16 protein-coding genes are annotated in these 20569 nt (G+C 36.1%); 14 read left to right on the top strand and 2 right to left on the bottom strand.

The features are described from left to right. Window positions 1-14 precede the first annotated feature (14 nt). The 3 genes from CEY12_RS00105 (at window position 15) to CEY12_RS00115 (ending at window position 4492) form a co-directional block, all read left to right on the top strand. Complete coding sequence (locus tag CEY12_RS00105; protein WP_089025753.1) at window positions 15-1397, top strand: MFS transporter; 1383 nt, start codon at window positions 15-17, stop codon at window positions 1395-1397. Between the two features lie 400 nt (window positions 1398-1797). Further along, a complete protein-coding gene (locus CEY12_RS00110) occupies window positions 1798-3321 on the top strand; it encodes a GMC oxidoreductase (RefSeq protein ID WP_089025754.1) in 1524 nt (507 codons plus the stop codon). 4 nt (window positions 3322-3325) lie between these two features. Further along, window positions 3326-4492 (top strand): MFS transporter, encoded by a 1167-nt coding sequence (locus CEY12_RS00115; protein ID WP_089025755.1) that lies wholly within the window; start codon window positions 3326-3328, stop codon window positions 4490-4492. A gap of 70 nt (window positions 4493-4562) precedes the next feature. Here CEY12_RS00115 and CEY12_RS00120 read toward each other — a convergent pair whose 3' ends face one another. Continuing rightward, window positions 4563-5162 (bottom strand): FMN-dependent NADH-azoreductase, encoded by a 600-nt coding sequence (locus CEY12_RS00120; RefSeq protein ID WP_157676713.1) that lies wholly within the window; start codon window positions 5160-5162, stop codon window positions 4563-4565. A gap of 90 nt (window positions 5163-5252) precedes the next feature. On the opposite strand from CEY12_RS00120, the gene CEY12_RS00125 reads away from it, so the two are divergent. The 11 genes from CEY12_RS00125 (at window position 5253) to CEY12_RS00175 (ending at window position 19819) form a co-directional block, all read left to right on the top strand. After that, window positions 5253-5630 carry a winged helix-turn-helix transcriptional regulator gene (locus CEY12_RS00125; RefSeq protein WP_089029729.1) on the top strand — a complete coding sequence of 126 codons (378 nt, stop codon included), beginning with the start codon at window positions 5253-5255 and terminating at the stop codon, window positions 5628-5630. A 325-nt stretch (window positions 5631-5955) separates the two neighbouring features. Next, window positions 5956-6684: a pirin family protein gene (locus CEY12_RS00130; RefSeq protein ID WP_089025757.1), complete on the top strand. Its 729-nt coding sequence runs from the start codon at window positions 5956-5958 to the stop codon at window positions 6682-6684. 36 nt (window positions 6685-6720) lie between these two features. Continuing rightward, a complete protein-coding gene (locus tag CEY12_RS00135; RefSeq protein ID WP_089025758.1) occupies window positions 6721-7275 on the top strand; it encodes an NADPH-dependent FMN reductase in 555 nt (184 codons plus the stop codon). A 268-nt stretch (window positions 7276-7543) separates the two neighbouring features. Further along, window positions 7544-8536: a phosphoribosylformylglycinamidine cyclo-ligase gene (gene purM / locus CEY12_RS00140; protein WP_089025759.1), complete on the top strand. Its 993-nt coding sequence runs from the start codon at window positions 7544-7546 to the stop codon at window positions 8534-8536. Between the two features lie 75 nt (window positions 8537-8611). Next, window positions 8612-9184: a phosphoribosylglycinamide formyltransferase gene (gene purN / locus CEY12_RS00145; RefSeq protein WP_089025760.1), complete on the top strand. Its 573-nt coding sequence runs from the start codon at window positions 8612-8614 to the stop codon at window positions 9182-9184. Between the two features lie 17 nt (window positions 9185-9201). Further along, window positions 9202-10230, top strand: coding sequence for a proline-specific peptidase family protein (locus CEY12_RS00150; protein WP_089025761.1), 1029 nt, complete (start codon window positions 9202-9204; stop codon window positions 10228-10230). A 162-nt stretch (window positions 10231-10392) separates the two neighbouring features. Beyond that, entirely contained in the window at window positions 10393-11910 is a 1518-nt protein-coding gene (purH, locus tag CEY12_RS00155) for a bifunctional phosphoribosylaminoimidazolecarboxamide formyltransferase/IMP cyclohydrolase (RefSeq protein WP_089025762.1), read from the top strand. A 92-nt stretch (window positions 11911-12002) separates the two neighbouring features. Continuing rightward, a complete protein-coding gene (purD, locus tag CEY12_RS00160) occupies window positions 12003-13241 on the top strand; it encodes a phosphoribosylamine--glycine ligase (protein WP_089025763.1) in 1239 nt (412 codons plus the stop codon). A gap of 161 nt (window positions 13242-13402) precedes the next feature. Beyond that, the gene (gene guaA / locus CEY12_RS00165) at window positions 13403-14932 is read left to right on the top strand and encodes a glutamine-hydrolyzing GMP synthase (protein ID WP_089025764.1); all 1530 of its coding nucleotides are present in this window, start codon (window positions 13403-13405) and stop codon (window positions 14930-14932) included. A gap of 396 nt (window positions 14933-15328) precedes the next feature. After that, on the top strand, window positions 15329-18229 hold the full coding sequence (locus CEY12_RS00170; protein ID WP_228409754.1) for a glycoside hydrolase domain-containing protein: 2901 nt from the start codon (window positions 15329-15331) through the stop codon (window positions 18227-18229). Window positions 18230-18310: 81 nt separating this feature from the next. Next, window positions 18311-19819 (top strand): carbon-nitrogen hydrolase family protein, encoded by a 1509-nt coding sequence (locus CEY12_RS00175; protein WP_089025766.1) that lies wholly within the window; start codon window positions 18311-18313, stop codon window positions 19817-19819. Window positions 19820-19881: 62 nt separating this feature from the next. Here CEY12_RS00175 and CEY12_RS00180 read toward each other — a convergent pair whose 3' ends face one another. Then, window positions 19882-20499 carry a class I SAM-dependent methyltransferase gene (locus tag CEY12_RS00180; protein ID WP_089025767.1) on the bottom strand — a complete coding sequence of 206 codons (618 nt, stop codon included), beginning with the start codon at window positions 20497-20499 and terminating at the stop codon, window positions 19882-19884. Between the last annotated feature and the right edge of the window lie 70 nt (window positions 20500-20569).

Here is a 20569-nt window from a genome sequence, read left to right on the forward strand (position 1 = left end):
ATCTTACAGAGAGAATGGGTAAAAAAGTAAAACCAAACTTGTCCATGGCTCAGATCATCAATATGAGCATGGGGTTTTTAGGAATTCAGATGGCTTTCGGTTTACAGAACGGAAATGCCAGTAGGATTCTTGCCAATTTTGGGGCTGATGTTCATGAATTATCCTGGTTTTGGTTGGTAGCCCCCGTCACAGGACTTATTGTGCAACCCATTATCGGGCATATGGGAGATAATACCTGGAGTCCATTGGGGAGAAGGAAGCCTTATTTCTTAATTGGAGCTGTTTTATGCGCAATTGGTCTGGTTTTACTTCCGAATGCCGCTTCTGCTACGCATATGATGGCCGCTAATGTATTATTGTTAGCTGTTATATTTTTAGCAATGATGGATGCTTCTATCAATGTTGCAATGGAGCCTTTCCGTGCATTAGTGGGAGATATGCTTCCAAAGCATCAGGGAACGATAGGGTTTTCAGTTCAAACAATCCTCATTGGAATAGGGGCTGTGATAGGGTCTTATTTACCGGATTGGCTGACCCGATTAGGTATTTCTAATGAAGCTCCTTCTGGTTTTGTAGCCAATAATGTTATTTATGCATTTTATATAGGTGCTGGAATATTGTTATTGACTATATTATATACGATACTAAGTACAAAGGAATATTCTCCAAAAGAGTTTGCAGAATTTGAAAATGGGAAAGAAGTAGTTGAGGAACCATCCAAATTCACGGATATCTTTAAAGATTTTGCTAAAATACCCTTACTCATGAAAAAGCTTGGTGCTGTACAATTTTTCTCATGGTTTGCCTTGTTTACCATGTGGGTATTCACGACAAGTGCTTTAGCAACGCATCATTTGGGGCTTTCTCCCCAGGATACACATTCTGTTGAATTCAATAAAGCCGGAGATCTTACCGGGAAATTATTTGGATACTATAATTTATGGGCGATTCCATTTGCCTTTTTATTAACTCCTATTGCCAAAGTAATTGGAAAAAAACAAACACATGCTCTGGCTCTTCTTTGTGGTGGTATTGGACTAATTTCAATGTACTTTATTAAAGATGTAAGTTACCTTAAGATTTCTATGATAGGATTAGGTTTCGCATGGGCAAGTATTCTGGCAATGCCTTATGCGATGTTAATTGATGCAATTCCTCAAAAGAAAATGGGGGTCTACATGGGAATTTTTAATTTCTTTATTGTGATTCCACAAATTATTAATGGTCTTTTTGGAGGACCTATTGTAAGTAAGTTCTTTGGAAACTATGCTATCGGTTATGTTGTTGTGGGTGGTGTCTGCATGATTTTGGGAGCAATTCTTACAATGATTTTTATTAAATCAGAAGATGAAACACCTAAAGAAATTGAAGAAGAAATACAGCAGGTGCATTTTTGATGAGGTTACAATTTAATACATAAAACATATTAATAGAAGCGGGCTTTAGCCCGCTTTTATATTTTAATACATCCGGGAAAGCTTTGATTCAAAACATTATTTACATCTCGCAGATTTAGCAGATCCCGCAGATTTTTGGTCATTTTTAAAATATTATGAACATCAATAGGGGTGGGCTTTAGCTCACATTCTATTATTATGCATCCAAAAACGGCTTTAGCTAAAACCTAATTTTAACCTCATATTTTTAGTAAAGAATACAGATATTTTTTGACCATTTTCATTTATGATTTTCTCATAAAATGCCTTCTCTTTATTTATACAATCAATTAGAATTTAATTTTTAATTAAGCTAAGCCTTGCTTTAAATCTCTAACTTAGATTAACCAAATAACTGAAAATGTACGATATCATCATTATAGGAAGCGGAGCAGGAGGAGCAACAATGGCTTATAAACTAGCCGATACTGGGAAAAAAATTCTGATCATCGAAAGAGGTGACTATGTTCCTGTTGAAAAAGAAAATTGGGACTCTGTCGAGGTTTTTGAAAAGAACAGATATACAACCACCGATTTATGGCTGGATAGGCATGATAAACCCTTTCGACCGGGAATGCATTATAATGTAGGTGGAAATACTAAATTTTATGGGGCAGCTTTATTCCGTTTGAGGGAAGAAGACTTTAAAGAGATAAAACATTACGGAGGAATTTCACCTTCCTGGCCTATTCAATATGAAGATTTAAAGGAGTATTATCTTGAAGCAGAGAAACTTTTCCATGTTCATGGTAAAAGAGGATCTGATCCCACTGAACCTTTTGATTCAGAACCATATCCTAATCCGCCATTACCTCATGAACCTAGAATACAAGAGATCGTTGATCAACTGACCGATTATGGATTTCATCCTTTTGAATTGCCTGTTGGAGTCAATTTTAAACCTCATAATGCTGCAAACGCTCCTTACACATTAGATCGTTTTGATGGTTTTCCGGATGCTTCCGAAAGAAAGGGTGACGCTCATCTTTGTTCACTATCAAAAGCGTTGGAGTATCCCAATGTAGAATTGATGATCAATACAAAAGTTCTCAGATTACATCCCAATGATTCGGGAACCAAAATTTCAGAAGTTGTCGTGGAACAAAATGGTGACATAAAAACCCTGACTTCAGATTTGGTCATCCTTTCAGCTGGCGCTATTAACTCCGCTGCCATATTATTGGAAAGCAAGAACGAACAATTTCCTTATGGTCTGGCTAATACTTCAGATCAGGTTGGAAGAAATTATATGTTTCATCAGAATACAGCGTTAGTTGCATTGTACACAGAACCAAATCCCACGAAATTTGGAAAAACTTTTGGGATAAACGATTTTTACCACGCCAACAGAGGATACGAATTTCCTTTGGGGCATATTCAAATGTTGGGAAAATCTGATGAACACCAGATTAAAGCGGATAGTCCAGTTGCAGCACCTGGCTTTACTTTTGAGCTAATGGCAAAACATGCGGTGGATTTTTGGCTGACTTCAGAAGATCTTCCGGATCCTGAAAATAGGGTAACCGTTGAAAACGGACAGATCAAGATTACCTATTCTGAAAACAATCAAAAAGGACATGAGCTGTTGAAAGCAGAGCTGATCAAAGCTTTAAAAGCATCTGGCAAGTTTGAAAGCTTTCTGTTCAAGGGATTTTATTTCAGTAAAGGAATGGATGTAGCTTCTCCAGCCCATCAAAATGGAACTACAAAAATGGGAACAGATCCTAAAACTTCAGTGGTTGATACCTATTGTAAAGCACATGATTTAGAAAATCTGTATATCGTCGACGGAGGATTTTTTGTTTCGAGCGGGGCAGTAAATCCTGCATTGACCATTATTGCTATGGCATTGCGCGTAGCAGATTATCTTAAAAATTCTTTTTAAGGTCATGAACTCCAGAACAGTCACCATTGTTGTTGTCTATTTATTAGCTTTTTTAACAGGAGTTAATTTCGTTGTATTTCCGGCATTAGGAACTGCTTTTACGGATCAGTCATTATTTGCGTTAACTCCGTCACAGTTTGGAAATCTATTTATTCCACAGGTGATCTGTATTATTCTTTCCTGTTTGGGAGCTCCTTTTTTAGTTAATAAAACAGGACCTAAAATAGTTTTGGTTGCCGGTCTTTTATTAATGATTATATCCACAGGAAGTTTGTGGCTGCTCCATCATTTCATTGGTGTTAAGTCCTTATTATTTCCTGTATTAATGATTTTGGTAGCATTTACGGGAACAGGATTTGGTCTTTCTATCACAACACTGAATCCATTAGCGGCAAGTTTGTTTGAAGATAAAAGGTCTTCTGCGATTTTGATTTTACAGTTTTTAGTTGGATTGGGAACTTCTACTTCTCCTTTAATGATAAACCTTGTAGGAGGTGTTAAAAACTGGATGTACCTCCCCGGAAGTATATTTGTTGTGGTGGTTATTGCCTTTGCAGCTTTTTTATTTTTAAAATTAGAGAAAGGATCTTTTTTTGAGCTTCCCAACCATTTTAAAACTCCGGGAAAATTATGGATTTTCTTTATTGCTATTGTTTTGTATGGCTGTATAGAAGGTACTTTCGGAAGTTTTGGAGGAATTATACTTAAAAATCAGGGTTTAGATAATAATAAAGCCAGTCTTGGGCTCTCTCTATTTTGGGGAGGCATTGCTTTGAATCGACTGTTATTTGGAATTTTTTCAAAACGGTTTGACCTGTCTTATGTTTTTCTTACTTCGCCTCTTTGGGTAGCAGGCTTTCTTTTTATAATGTTAATCGATCCCAATATAAATATCCTATTATTCCTAATGTTCTTTATTGGGTTTTTCATGGGAAGTATTTTCCCCGGATCTATTGGTTGGGGAACGGTAGAATTTCCTACACTTTCTGTCTTGGTGTCGGGGTTTATGATGGCGGCCAATCAGATCGGGACTGGTGTTGTAACCAATGTCTTAGGTAGCTTTTCAAATGATACTTCTATCATATTGGAATTTCTAATCTTTTTTATGCTCATCATTTGCGTTTTGCTCTTTTATCTTAAGCGGAATTCAAAGATTAAAGAAGCATTTTAAAATAATAAAAGCGGATCTGAGTGAATCCGCTTTTAATTTACAAGTCCGAAACTTTAATAGTTTTCATTAATTATGCGAAAACAGCTTCTATTTCTGAAACGGTTTTAAGTAAATTTTCCTCTTTAAGTTGAGGGATCATAGTTCCTTCAGATTTGAAAATTTCAATATCTGTAATTCCGATGAATCCGAATAAAGTTGTTAGATAATGTTCCATATTTTCAACAATTCCATTATCGTAAATTCCACCCACTGCCAGATTGAGATACAATTTTTTATTCTTTAATAATCCCTTCAGTATTCCGTCACTGTAGGAAAATGTTTTATTGGCAACTGCAATACTGTCGATCCAGGATTTTAGAGTAGAGGGAAAAGTAAAATTGTAAAAAGGAACACCAATCACGATAATATCAGCTTCCTGAATTTCTTTTAAAGCTTCATCAGAATATCTTGATGCATTTTTTTGGTCATTATTTTTTTCCTCATCAGGAATAGCAAGTGATGCAAAATGTTTAATTTCCATATGAGGGATCGGATTTGTAGACAAATCACGAACAACTACTTCGCTTCCAGGATTTTTTTCTAATAATTGACTGATAAGAATTTCAGAAAGCTTATTACTTATCGAATTTTCACCATTGATGCTTGTTTTGATATTTAAAATGTTTGCCATTTTGTTTTTATTTTTGTTGATTATTAATGACAAAATTATTGTAAATTTACTTTCAAAAGTATAGTAGTTACCTAAAGGAAAGTGGAAAAAATGGAAAAGCAACCCAACCATAAAGAATGCATGCAGGTCTTGAAACCTGTTCGTGATACCCTGGATATTATTAGCGGCAAATGGAAATTACAGATTATCATTTCCCTGAATGCCGGAAATAAGCGTTTTACAGAAATTGAACGAAGTATTCCTAAACTTACATCAAAAGTTTTAGCTAAAGAATTAAAAGATCTGGAGCAAAATGGTTTGGTTGAGAGAATAGTGAAAGACACCTATCCCGTTTCCATTGAATACTTGCCGACAGAATATACCAAAACGTTGCATCCGGTTATAGGATCATTAAGTGAGTGGGGGAAAAATCATCGGCAACATATTTTTGGGACTACTATGACAGAGGTGGCTGATAATGGTAGCTAAAAGGGTTAATAACTAAGAGGCAAAATGACTCAAATGTTAAAGCGTAAGGCTTTAAACTATAAACGCAATCTTTGTCATTCCGTAGGAATCTATATTATTCTTTAAACTTTAAAATGTTTAGATTCCTACGGAATGACAAGGTCGGCTAATAAATGCTTCGGGTAAACAAAAAACTCTCTCTTGGAAAATTCTAAATTTATAATCAAAATTTACAACTATCAACTATCAACTTTCCATTTTCAACTTTCAACTCATTCTCTTTCTTATCCTACATCAACATCCATCCCACCCACACTCCCTACATTTGTATCATAATTAATCAAAGATGAAAACAGTATATCATAAATCAGATTCAAGAGGCCATGCTAATCATGGTTGGTTAAACAGTTACCATACTTTCAGTTTTGCGAATTATCAAAATCCTGAAAGAACAAACTTTGGAGTTTTAAGAGTATTGAATGATGACACCGTTTCTCAGGGAATGGGATTTGGAGCCCACCCTCACAGAGATATGGAAATTATTTCTATTCCTTTAGAGGGAGATTTGGAGCATAAAGATTCAATGGGAACTACGGCTGTTATTAAAAAAGGGGAAATTCAGGTGATGAGTGCCGGAACTGGTGTTCAACATAGTGAATACAATAAAAACAAAGATGAAGAAGTAAAATTCTTACAAATCTGGGTTTTCCCAAGAGAATTGAATGTAGAACCTCGATACGATCAGAAAAGCATTAAAGAAGGGGAAAAAGTGAATGGATTCCAGCAGATTCTTTCACCCAATAAAAATGATGATGGTGTTTGGATTCACCAGGATGCATGGTTCAACCTGGCGAATTTTACGAAAGGGAATGGTAAAAACTATGTTTTCAATAAAAAAGGAAACGGAGTTTATGCTTTTGTATTAAAAGGAAGCGCCAAAGTAGGTGACCGGGTTTTAAATGAAAGAGATGGATTAGGTATTTGGGATACTCAGAGTTTTAACATCGAGGCTGTTGAGGATACAGAAATATTATTGATGGAAGTTCCGATGGAATTACCGTCTTATTTGAAATAAAAATTAAATTTGTAGACATTAAAAAAATTAAATAGAATGAAAGTTTTAGCAATAGCAGGAAGTAATTCCGAAGCATCAATGAATAAGCACTTGGTATCTTATGCCGCTTCTATGTTTGGAGAAAAAGCAGAAATAGAAGTAATCGATTTAAATCCTTTTGAAATGCCAATTTATAAGCATGAAAGAGAATTAGCTGGTGGTGTACCTCAGGAAGCAAAAGATTTTGCTGCAAAGATTGATGGTGCCAATTTATTGTTGGTTTCTTTAGCTGAACATAACGGAACTTACTCAACGGCTTTTAAAAATGTATTCGATTGGGTTTCTAGAATTAAAGACAGAACGGTTTGGAATGAAGTGCCTATGCTTTTAATGTCTACATCACCTGGTGGTAGAGGAGGAGCCGGAGTTTTGGAAGCTGCTGGTAAACGTTTTCCTTTCCACGGTGGAAATGTGGTAGAAACATTTTCGCTTCCTTTCTTCAATGATAATTTTGATAAAGCGGCTGGAAAAATATCTAATGAGGAAAAAGACAGTGAGTTAAGAGAGAAAATTATTAAGATTTCTGCCATTGAAACAATCTTGGAAAAATAGAATTTGAAATCTAATTTAAAATTACTATTTTTGCAAAAAGAAAAGAGATGAAAATTCAGTCCACTTTCAAAGAATGTTTTTCAATAAAAGGGAAAACTGTGGGCTCTAAAATTCTCAGATAAAATACTGGCCGATAATCTACTAAGATTGTCGGCTTTTTTATTTTCAAAGTTTTGAATAAAATTAATATAAAAGATAAGATACATCAGATGACAGATATTACAATAGTCTGCAATCTGAGATCTCGCATCTAAAATCTAAATACAACATGAGCAACACTTACAAATCTGCAGGAGTAGACAAAGAAGAAGGATACAAAACCGTTGATAAGATCAAAAAAGCGGTCGGTGAAACCCACAATTCCAATGTATTGAATCATTTGGGGAGTTTTGGTGCTTTTTATGAGATCGGGGGTTATAAAAACCCGGTATTGGTTTCAGGTACAGATGGAGTAGGAACAAAGCTTAAAGTAGCTTTAGATTCTAAAAAATATGATTCTATTGGGGTAGATTGTTTCGCAATGTGTGCTAATGATATTCTTTGCCACGGTGCTAAACCATTATTCTTCTTAGATTATTTGGCTTGTGGAAAATTGGATTCTGAAATTGCTGCAGAAATCGTTTTAGGAATGGTGGCAGCTTGTAAAGATAACAACTGTGCATTAATTGGTGGAGAAACTGCTGAAATGCCGGGAATGTATCAGCCAGGAGATTATGATGTTGCCGGATTCTGTGTAGGAATTGTTGAGAAAGATCAGATCATTGATGGTTCTAAAATAAAAGCGGGTGATAAAATCATTGCATTACCAAGCTCAGGATTCCATTCTAATGGATTTTCGTTAGTAAGAAAAGTATTCCCGAATTTTGACGAAGAATTTGAAGGAAAACCATTATACGAAACACTTTTGGTTCCTACCAGATTATATTATAAAGACATTCACAAAGTAATTGAAGAAGTAAAGGTTGCGGGGATCGCTCACATTACCGGAGGAGGTTTATATGAAAATATTCCAAGAATTATTGGTGATGGTTTATGTGCTTCTATTGATGCTTCAAAAATTCAGATTCCAAGTATCATGCTTGAATTGGAAAAAAGAGGTGGCGTAGCACGTGAAGAAATGTTCGGAACCTTCAATATGGGAGTAGGGATGATCGTTGTAGTCGATCCTCAGCATGCTGAAAAAGTATTACATCTTTTAGATGATGCTTACGAAATAGGAGAAATTACTGAAGGAAGCGAGAAAATTAATTTAACATTTTAAAGACTTCAGATTCCAGATATCAGATTCCAGACTTTCGTCTAGTATCTAGTGTCTGACATCTAGCATCTAAACTTAATGAAAAACATCGTTGTACTCGTTTCAGGTTCCGGAACCAATCTTCAAAGGATTTTAGATACCATTGACAACGGAGAAATCCAAAATGCAAAAGTATCTCTTGTTGTTGCAGATAGAGAATGTTACGGACTTGAAAGAGCAAAAAATCATAACATAGATACTATTCTTATTCCAAGAGGGAAAAATTTTAGTAACGAATTGACTAAAGTAATTCCTGAAAATACAGATTTAATTGTATTGGCGGGCTTCCTGTCTATTCTTAAACCTGAATTTTGTGAACATTGGAATGGTAAAATAATTAATATACATCCTGCTTTGCTTCCTAAATATGGAGGAAAAGGGATGTGGGGAATGAATGTTCACCATGCGGTTATTGAAGCTAAAGAAAAAGAAAGTGGTGCAACCGTTCATTTTGTAACTCCCGGAATTGATGAAGGAGAAGCAATTCTTCAGAAATCATTTGAAGTGACAGAAAGTGACAGTCCGGAAACATTAGCTGAAAAAGTACATAAGATTGAATATGAAATATTTCCGATAGCAATCAATAAAGTACTCAAGAATCAACACCAATAAACACCAATAAAATGACAATGAGAATTTTTATTTCTCTTTTGACTGTTTTTATCCTGTTTTCGTGTAACAAGGTTGCAACGAAAGATCAGGAGATCAAAATAGAAAAGTATTTTGATTATGGAGATTCTATTGAATCAGGAGGAGTGAAGATGATTCCAATCACGACACCTGCCGGAGACTTTAAAGTGTGGACAAAACGTTTCGGGAGCAATCCGAAGATCAAAATTTTGCTTTTACACGGAGGTCCGGGAATGACGCACGAATATATGGAATGCTTTGAAACTTTCTTCCAGAAAGAAGGTTTTGAGTTTTATGAATATGATCAGTTGGGATCTTATTACAGTGACCAACCGAAGGATGACAAACTTTGGACGACGGATCGTTTTGTAGATGAAGTAGAACAGGTACGAAAAGCAATTGGTGGAGACCAGTCTAATTTTTATGTTTTGGGTAATTCCTGGGGTGGAATTTTAGCCATGGAATATGCGCTGAAATATCAGAAAAATTTAAAAGGATTAATCGTTGCCAATATGGTTGCCAGTGCACCGGAATATGGCAAATATTCAGAGGACGTTTTGGCAAAGCAGATGAAGCCGGAAGTTTTGAAAGAGATAAGAGAAATCGAAGCAAAAAAAGATTTCAATAACCCACGTTATATGGAATTGCTCGTTCCTAATTTTTACAATGAGCATATATGCCGCTTGAAAGAATGGCCGGATGGATTAAACCGGGCGATAAAACATGCTAATGCAAATGTGTATACATTGATGCAGGGACCGAGCGAATTTGGAATCAGCGGACGCTTGGCAAACTGGGATGTTAAGAACCAGTTGCACAATATCAGTATTCCGACATTAATGATCGGTGCAAAATATGACACGATGGATCCAAAAGCGATGGAAGAACAAAGCAAATTGGTGAAAAAAGGAAGATACCTTTATTGTCCAAACGGAAGTCATCTTGCAATGTGGGACGATCAAAAAGTTTTTATGAATGGAGTCATTAATTTTATAAAGGATGTTGATTCTCAAAATTTTAAGAAGTAAGCAATTAATAAGAATCTCAAAATTTATAATTGCAAAAACAGATAGCCCTGAATCTGTAAAATATTGTTTTAAAAAAATCTAAGTAAATAAAAGTAAATCCGGAGGTGAAAGACCGGGAATACAGTTTGAAATGGCTGTGAAAAGTAAAAAATTGAAAGTAAAATGAGTAAAAAGAGAGTTTTAATCAGTGTTTCTGACAAGAACGGATTAATAGAATTCGCTCAGTTTCTGGAAGCCCAGAACTACGAATTGATTTCTACTGGAGGAACATTCAAGCATTTGAAAGAAGCAGGTTTAAATCCTATTCAGATCGATGAGGTGACCAACTTCCCTGAGATGTTGGATGGTAGAGTGAAAACTTTACACCCAAAAGTTCATGGCGGATTATTAGCTGTTCGTTCGAATGAGGAACACATGAAGACGGTTCAGGAACATGGAATTGGTTTGATCGATATGGTTATCGTAAATCTTTATCCTTTCTTTGAAAATGTAAACAAAGACATTTCTTTACATGAAAAGGTAGAATTTATTGATATCGGTGGTCCTTCTATGCTTCGTTCAGCAGCTAAAAACTTTGACTCTGTTACTGTAATTACTGACGTGGAAGATTATACAGCAGTAAAAATTGAAATGGAGCAGAACGGAGATACCTATATTGAAACCCGTAAAAAATTGGCTGGTAAAGTATTTAACCTTACTTCTGCTTATGATGCTGCTATTTCAAGAATGCTTTTAGAAGAAGAATATCCTACTTATTTAAGTGCTTCTTACAAAAAAGCAGCTGACTTAAGATACGGTGAAAACCCTCATCAGACTGCTGCTTACTATGTTTCTACTTTCGAAAACGGAGCAATGAAAGATTTCGAACAGCTTGGAGGAAAAGAACTTTCTTTCAACAATCTTCGCGATATGGACCTTTGCTGGAAAGTAGTTACCGAATTCAAAGAAGAATTGGCTTGTTGTGCAGTGAAACATTCTACTCCTTGTGGAGTTGCTATTGGAACTTCTGCATTGGAAACTTATCAAAAAACTTTTGAATGTGATCCAATTTCAATCTTTGGCGGAATTGTTGCAATGAACTACAAGATCGATGCAGTGACTGCTGAAGAATTAAATAAAACTTTCCTTGAAATTGTAATGGCTCCTGATTTTGATGAGGAAGCTTTAGAAGTTTTGAGAAAAAAGAAAAACTTGAGAATTATAAAAATCGTTAATCCGGTTTCTGATAAGCAGACTTGGGTGAAGATTGACGGAGGTATTTTAGTTCAGGATAATGATACTTATTTTTCTGAGGATATTAAAGTAGTAACCGACGTACAACCTACCGAAGAGCAGAAAAAAGCATTGCTTTTCTCTCAGAGAGTAGTAAAATACGTAAAATCAAATGCGATTGTTGTTTCCAACGGAATTCAGGCCTTTGGAATCGGTGGTGGACAGGTTAACAGAATCTGGGCTACTCAACAGGCAATTGAAAGAGCTAAGGAGAAATTCTCCGGAAATCTTGTACTGGCTTCAGATGCATTTTTCCCTTTCCGTGACGTAGTAGATTTCTGCGCTGAGCAAGGTATCAAAGCAATCATTCAGCCGGGAGGTAGTGTAAAAGATCAGGATAGCATCGAAGCCGCAAACGAACACGGAATTCCAATGATGTTTACTGGAGTTAGACATTTTTTACATTAATTAAATTAGAATTAAAAAGTAGTTTTGAGGTGGCATTTATCGCTTTCAAAATTATATATTTGTATATTATAGACTAGATAATTAAATAAAGTATGAGAATCTTAATTATAGGTGAAGGTGGAAGAGAGTCTGCATTGGCAGCGAAACTTCATAATGACTCCAGAGTTACTAAAATGTTTTTTGCTAATGGAAATGCAAGTACGGATGTAATAGGGAAAAATATTCATTTGTCGGAAATTAAAGAACTTAGAGATTTTGCTATCAAAGAAAAAGTGGATTTGACGATCGTAGGTCCTGAAGCTCCACTTGTAGCTGGTTTGAAGGATGAATTTAAGAAGCATGATCTTAAAGTTTTTGGTCCAAGCCAGAAAGTAGCAAGTCTTGAAGGAAGTAAAGCTTTCTCTAAGAAATTTATGCAGACCTATGATATTAAAACAGCTAAAGCTGTTGTATTTGATTCCTATAATGAGGCTAAAGAGTATGTAAAGACTCAGGAATATCCTTTAGTAATTAAGGCAAGTGGTTTAGCTGGTGGAAAAGGTGTTGTAATTTGTGATACTTTAGAAGAAGCTGAAGCTACGATCCATGATTTCATGATTCGCAGAATTTATGGAGATGCGGGTATCCGTTTAGTTATCGAAGAATTTTTACAAGGTTTTGAAGCATCTATTATAGCATTCTCAAACGGTGAAAAATTATTCCCTTGTATTGCTGCCAAAGATTATAAAAAAGCTGGAAACGGTGATACAGGACCAAATACAGGAGGTATGGGATCTGTGGCACCAAGCCCGGAATTTACGGCAGAACATCAGGCTGATTTCGAAAAGAACATCTTAGAACCTACGGTTCATGGTCTTAAAGAAGAAGGATTCAGCTTCAAAGGAATTATCTTCTTTGGATTGATGGTGACTAAAAACGGAACTTACCTTCTTGAATACAACATGAGATTCGGAGATCCTGAAACTCAGGTGTTGATGGCTCTTATGGAAAACAACCTGTTAGATGTTATCAATGACTGTATGAATGGTAAAGACATTGAGCTTAAGTTTAAAGACGAAAAAGCAGTATGTCTGGTAATGTGTTCAGGTGGTTATCCAAGAAACATTGAAGTAGGCTTTGAGATCAAAGGAGAAGACAAAGTAAAACATAGCCAGTTATTGCATGCAGGAGCTATCAGAAAAGGAGACAAAGTTGTTTCTAATGGAGGTAGAGTTCTTAACCTGGTTGCAACTGGAGCTACTTACGAAGAAGCTCGCAAGAAAGTATACGAAGATGCACTTCCGGTTCACTTCGATTACAGTTTCTACAGAGAAGATATCGGAAAGTTTTAATAAAAATCATAAAAAAAGATTTGGAACGTTTCCAAGTCTTTTTTTGTAAAACAATTAATATTAGAAATAAGATTTCAGATGCTAGATTCAAGACTTCAGACCTAAAAATCTGATATCTGATGTCTAAAATCTGATATCTTTCAAACAAATCAATTATAAAAATGAACAACGGTATTATCATATTAGATTTCGGATCACAGTACAACCAGCTTATCGGAAGAAGAATCCGTGAGATGGGTGTATATTCTGAAATCTTACCTTACAATACACCTTTACAAGAAATTTTAGAACGCCAGCCGAAAGGAATTATCCTTTCAGGTGGTCCAAGTTCAGTAAATGCAGAAAATGCTCACCTGGTTGAGAAAGCGTTATACGAGCAGGGAATTCCTGTATTGGGTATCTGCTACGGAATGCAGCTTACAGCGCATGTTTTAGGTGGTAAAGTAAACAAAGGAGAAAAAGGAGAGTATGGAAAGGCTCACTTAGATATTATTAAAGAAAATGCTTTATTAAAAGGGGTAAGCCAGAACTCTGTTGTTTGGATGAGCCATTTTGATGAGGTGGGTGATTTACCCGCTGGATTTGAATTGAATGCAAAATCTGGTGTTATCGCTTCTATATCCAATCCTGAGAGACAAATTTATTGCGTTCAGTTCCACCCTGAGGTTTCTCATACTGAAGAAGGTGGGAAAATGCTTGAAAACTTTGTTTTCGCGATCTGTAATGCAGAGAAAAACTGGAAACTGACCAATTATATTGAAAAAACAGTAGCTGAGATCAAAGAAAAAGTAGGAGACAATAAAGTGATCCTTGGGCTTTCCGGAGGGGTAGACTCTTCCGTAGCGGCAGTTTTGATCCATAAAGCAATCGGAGATCAATTGACATGTATCTTTGTTGATACAGGTTTATTGAGAAAGAATGAAGATGTAAAAGTAATGGAAAACTATGGAGAGCATTTCCATATGAACATTAAATTGGTTAACGCTTCAGAAAGATTCTTAACAAAATTAGCGGGAGTAGACGATCCAGAACAGAAAAGAAAGATCATCGGAAACGAATTTATTCATGTTTTTGATGAAGAATCCCATAAAATTGAAGGCGCTAAGTTTTTAGCGCAAGGAACGATTTATCCTGATGTTATCGAAAGTCAGTCTGTAAACGGACCTTCTGCGGTAATTAAATCTCACCATAACGTAGGCGGACTTCCAGAGGAAATGGAATTTGAACTTTTGGAGCCTCTTAGAGAGCTTTTCAAGGACGAAGTAAGAAAAGTTGGAGAAGAATTAGGTATTCCTCATCATCTGGTACACAGACACCCTTTCCCTGGTCCTGGTTTAGGAATCAGAATTTTGGGAGCTGTTGATGCTGAAAAAGTGAAAATTCTACAGGAAGCTGATGATATTTTCATTGAAGAATTATACAAAAATGACCTATACGAAAAAGTGTCTCAGGCTTTTGTAGTATTACTACCTGTTAAATCTGTTGGAGTAATGGGAGATGAAAGAACGTATGAATACACTGCTGTAGTTCGTTCTGCAAATACCATCGATTTTATGACGGCAACGTGGAGCAGACTTCCTTATGAGTTTTTAGATACTGTTTCAAGCAGGATCATCAACGAAGTAAGAGGGATCAACAGAGTGGCGTATGATATTTCAAGTAAACCACCTGCAACGATTGAGTGGGAATAATCCTAATTTGAAAATAAAAAAAACAGAATCCTACTTTTTTAGTAGGATTTTGATTTTTTATGATTATACTCATGGATAATTCATTTTTTACACCGTACCTTTGTACAAGAATTACATGATTTATATTGAATAGATATAATAATTTTTTTTTCATCATTTGTGTTTTTGACCTCCCTTCGGGGAGGTTTTGTTTTTTACAATAAGCATTTTTAAAGCCTTTCCTTTTAAATATTTACGTTAGAGGGATTAAATATTTTCTATGTATTTTGATTTATACTAAATTTGGAAAACAGAAACAGTTTTTACCATTTTATTCAATTTAATATGCTTTTAAAAACATTTTTTCCACTATTACTTACAGGAATTTTTTTTCCTAATTTAATTTCAGCACAGCACATGTATCCTCCTCGAACCCAGAAATGGAATGCTGATGAATTGGGAAATCAGCGGGCCGTTTTACGATGGGAAGCATCTACAAAACAAGCCAAAGCTACTATTCCATGGAGAAATGTAAAAGTAAGTTCAGATCAGAAACTGATTATTATAGACAGTCTCACTCAGAAACAATATGAGCCGGACACTTATCTGAATGTCAATGAGGAAGAAGGTTCATTCATTTTCACTCCAATATCAGGAAAAGGAATTTACTATGTTTACTTTCTTCCCTATCAGCTTGACAAAAGGACTAATTATCCAACAGCATCTTATCTGAAAAAGAATGATAAAGGAACAGGAAAGGAAGTAGAGATGCCATTGGCCAATCTATTAAAAATAGAATCGGTGGATTCATTTGACAGCAATGAACCGATGGAGATGATCGCTACTCAAAAAGAAGTCGATCAATATAAAGCGAAACATCAGAATGAGGCTTATCTTATTTTCCCTGAAGTTAGGGAGAATCCGATTAAGATGAATAGAATCCCTCAACATTGGGTAGATGGTAGAAAAAATTCCTCGGTGCTACAGGGGAAAACGGAAAGAGGAATGTTTTATGCCTTCCAAATCGGAGTTTTACCTCTTAAAACGGATCTTAAAAAAGTGAAAATTATAGCTTCTTCATTAAAAAATGTTTTAGGAGCTACTATAGAATCTCAATATTTTAATTGCATTAATACGGATGGTATAGGGTATAATGGAGACCAGCTTCAGCTTAATGTAGATGTGAAAAAAGATGATCTGCAAGCTTTTTGGTGTGGTTTTGATATTCCGGAAACTACATCTCCGGGAACTTACAAAGGAACAATTATGGTTCAGCCTGAAAATGCGGCCGCACAAATGGTAAAAATTATATTGACCGTAGGTGAAGGAAAGGCTGTTAATAAAGGTTTCGATGAGCCTTGGAAGATGACCCGTTTGCCATGGCTTAACTCAACCTTGGCACAAGGCAATACCGTAATAAAACCCTATACACCTTTACAGGTTAAAGGACAGGAGATTTCATTGCTGGGAAGAAAAGTAATATTAGATGGTTCAGGATTTCCGAAACAGATTGAGACTTTCTTTACTCCTGAAATGACCTCGATTGGAAAAAGAGCCAACCCTCTACTCAACAAGCCTATTCATTTTGTGACAAAAAGCTCAGGGACAAATATCGATAATTGGAAAAGCTCAGGAATCCAGTTTGCCGGACAAGAGGAAGGTAAAGTGTCCTGGAGCAGTACAAGCACTTCAGAAAATCTGAAAATGCAGGTTGAAGGTTCTATCGAATTTGATGGTTTTATGGAATATACAGTGAAGATCACTGCATTGAATGATATTGCTCTTCAGGATATTGCCATGCAGATCCCTTTTGCAAAAGATAAAGCAACTTATATGATGGGATTGGGTCAGAAAGGAGGATACAGACCTGAAAATTTTGAATGGAAATGGGATGTTGCCAAGAAAAATCAGGATGGGGCATGGCTGGGAAATGTAAATGCCGGAATACAATTTTCCTTACGCGATCAAAATTATTCGAGACCCCTCAATACCAATTTTTATCTGCAAAAACCTTTGATTCTTCCTGCTTCATGGGGGAATGACAACAAGGGAGGAGTGAGTGTTAAAGAAATGGAAGGTGGTGTTTTGGTCAATAGCTTTAGCGGTGCCAGAAATATGAAAAAAGGGGAGGAGCTTTATTATAACTTTCACTTGTTGATCACCCCATTTCATCCTATCAATACTGAGGAGCAGTGGAACAACCGTTTTTATCATGCTTATAAACCAGTTGATACAATTAAAGCCAGTGGTGCAAATGTGATCAATATTCATCATGGTAATGAGATCAACCCTTATATCAATTATCCTTTCGTAGCAACTAAAGAAATGAAAGAGTATATCGCTAAGGCTCATGAAAAAGGGCTTAAGGTGAAGATCTACAATACGATTCGTGAGGTATCCAACAGAATGTATGAGCTGTATCCTGTAAAAAGCCTGGGACAGGAAGTTTTTTCTTCCGGAAAAGGAGGCGGTTACTCATGGCTACAGGAACATCTTCATGACAATTATATAGCAGCCTGGTATGTGCCTGAGTTTAAAGATGCGGCCATCATCAACAGTGGGATGAATCGTTGGCATAATTATTATGTGGAAGGAATGAATTGGCTGGTTAATAATCTAGGGATTGATGGGATTTACCTCGATGATGTAGCCTTTGATAGGGTAACGATGAAAAGAATAAAAAGGGTGATGACACAAAATGGACATCCCGGTATCATTGATCTGCATTCTGCCAATCAATACAATGATAAAGATGGTTTTAATAATAGTGCTAATCTTTATCTTGAACATTTTCCTTATATCAATCGCTTATGGTTTGGTGAATATTTCGATTATAATAATAACAGTCCTGAATTTCTGTTAACGGAAGTGAGCGGTATTCCTTTTGGGTTGATGGGAGAAATGCTACAGGATGATGGAAATCCATGGCGGGGAATGCTTTACGGTATGACCAGTCGCCTGGGTTGGTCTGGAAAAAGCAATCCGACCCATCTTTGGAAAGCCTGGGATGATTTTGGAATCAAAGGATCAAAAATGATTGGCTACTGGGTGAATGATAATCCTGTTAAAACAGATAACCCTGCAGTATTGGCTACCATTTATCAGCAAGGTAAAAAAGTAATGATCTCACTTGCGAGTTGGGCTCCGGATGATACACAGGTAAGATTAAAAGTGGATTGGAAAAAATTAGGACTGAATCCAAAAAACCTGAAAATGAGTCGTCCTGCAATTAAGGATTTTCAAGAAGCGAAAATATTTAACATGGATGAGGAGATCAGTATTCCAAAGAATAAAGGTTGTTTGTTAATTATCCAATAGAATAAAAAACACCCGATAATAGGAGAAAGTTCGGCTTACAATTTGATTTATTTTACCTAAATTTAATAAAATTTATATCAAATGCAAGTAGATACAAGGACTTTAAGCGTTCAGGATTATGATGGATTAGTTGAAACCATGAGGCGTGCTTATCCGCAAATGTCAGAATATGTCTGGTCTAAAAAAAGCATCGAAAAATTAACGAAGATATTTCCTAAAGGCCAGATCTGTATTACTGTAGATGGTAAACTGGCAGCTGTAGCTTTATCCATAATTGTTAATTATGATGAATTTGGAGATGATCATACCTACAGTGATATTACGGGAAATTATACTTTTAATACCCATTCTTCCACAGGAAATGTTCTTTATGGTATTGAGGTTTTTGTAGATCCTGAATATAGGGAGTTACGGCTGGGAAGAAGATTATACGATGCAAGAAAAGAATTGTGCGAGCAATTGAATCTGAAATCCATTGTTCTTGGTGGTCGGATTCCCAATTATCACAAATATAGCGATGAATTATCAACAAGAGAATATATTAGAAGGGTAAGGGATAAAGAAATTTATGACCCTGTTTTGTCTTTTCAGCTATCCAATAATTTCTTACCCATTAAAGTTCTTAAGAAATACCTTCCGGAAGACGAATCTTCAAAGGAAAATGCGGTTCTTCTGCAATGGAATAATATCTATTACAGCAAAAATCCCAATACAATGCAGGACAGTATCATTCGACTGGGTCTTGTCCAATGGCAAATGAGACATTTCAAGAATATTGATGCTTTTTACGAGCAGGTTGAGTTCTTTGTGAATGTAATGGGTGATTATAAATCAGATTTTGTTCTTTTTCCGGAACTCTTCAATACTCCTTTATTAGCTCCATTTAATAAGCTGTCAGAAAGAGATAGTATGATTGAATTGGCTAAGCTTACCGAGCAGATCAAGGTAAGAATTTCAGAACTGGCAATCAGTTACAATGTTAATATTATTTCCGGAAGTATGCCTGTTTTTGATTCAGATAATAATGATCTTTATAATGTGAGCTATCTGATGCACCGTGATGGACGGATTGATGAATACCGTAAAATACACATCACACCCAATGAAAGAAAGTATTATGGAATGAAGGGTGGTAATGAGATTAAGGTATTTGACACAGACTGTGGAAAAATTGGACTTGTAATTTGTTATGATGTGGAATTTCCGGAGCTGCCCCGAATCCTGGCAGATCAGGGGATGAAAATTTTGTTTGTTCCCTATCTGACAGATACACAGAATGCCTATATGAGAGTGCGCCACTGTGCGGCAGCAAGGGCCATTGAAAATGAATGTTATGTTGCAATAGCAGGATGTGTAGGGAATTTACCCGGAGTAAATAATATGGATATCCAGTTCGGTCAGGCGGCTGTATTTACCCCTTCGGATTTTGCCTTTCCATCAAATGCCATAAAGGGAGAAGCTACTCCAAATACAGAAATGACTCTTATTGTAGACGTAGATTTAAATCTTTTAAAAGATCTCCATTATAACGGTTCCGTGCAGATCCTCAAAGACCGACGAAATGATCTTTATGAGACGTACTTAAAATAAACTTTCTAAAATTAAATATATAAATCCTGTCTTTGAAGACAGGATTTTATGTAAGCTATACCTTATGAAGGCTGTTTTTGGAATACCAATTTTGACCACATTACATTTTCTTTACCTTTTATCAGACTAGGCTGGTTTTCAAGGAACATAAGGGTCTTGAATCCCAATTGTTCGGCATGTCTTATTGTTTTTTCTCCATTGGTATCATAAATATGACTTCCCACACCTGCTGGTCCATTTCGGAGAGTTAGCGCAAAAATACCATTGGGAGCTGTAAGACTGGCAATTTTGGATATAGAAAGATATTGCTCTTCAGGGGCAAGATGATGCCAGATTCCTGATGCTAATACAAAATCAAATAAGATATCAGAATTTTTTAATGTTGTAAGCTCTGGTAAAGAATCGTCGAGCCATTCAATAGTAGAATCCGGGAACAGTTCTTTTCCTAGTGTTCGGAACTCTTGTAGAGGCTCTACTGCCGTCACAGAATGTCCCATTTCAGAAAATACAGCAGCATCTCTTCCTATTCCGGCACCAATATCAAGAATAGAACCTGGTTTTTTAGGAATAAATTGAATAAAATCCTGATGGAGCTCAAAAAAATCGATCGAAAGAGTGGCTTTCGTAAATTTTTCCAGAGCTTCAACATAGCCTCGGGTTCCGTAAATTTCCTTTTTCACAATGGGATCCGTATTATTTTGATACAGAAAAGACAGGTTTTCACCTGTCTCTCTTTATACTGTTATCCTT

Source organism: Chryseobacterium sp. T16E-39 (assembly GCF_002216065.1).
Classification (GTDB): domain Bacteria; phylum Bacteroidota; class Bacteroidia; order Flavobacteriales; family Weeksellaceae; genus Chryseobacterium.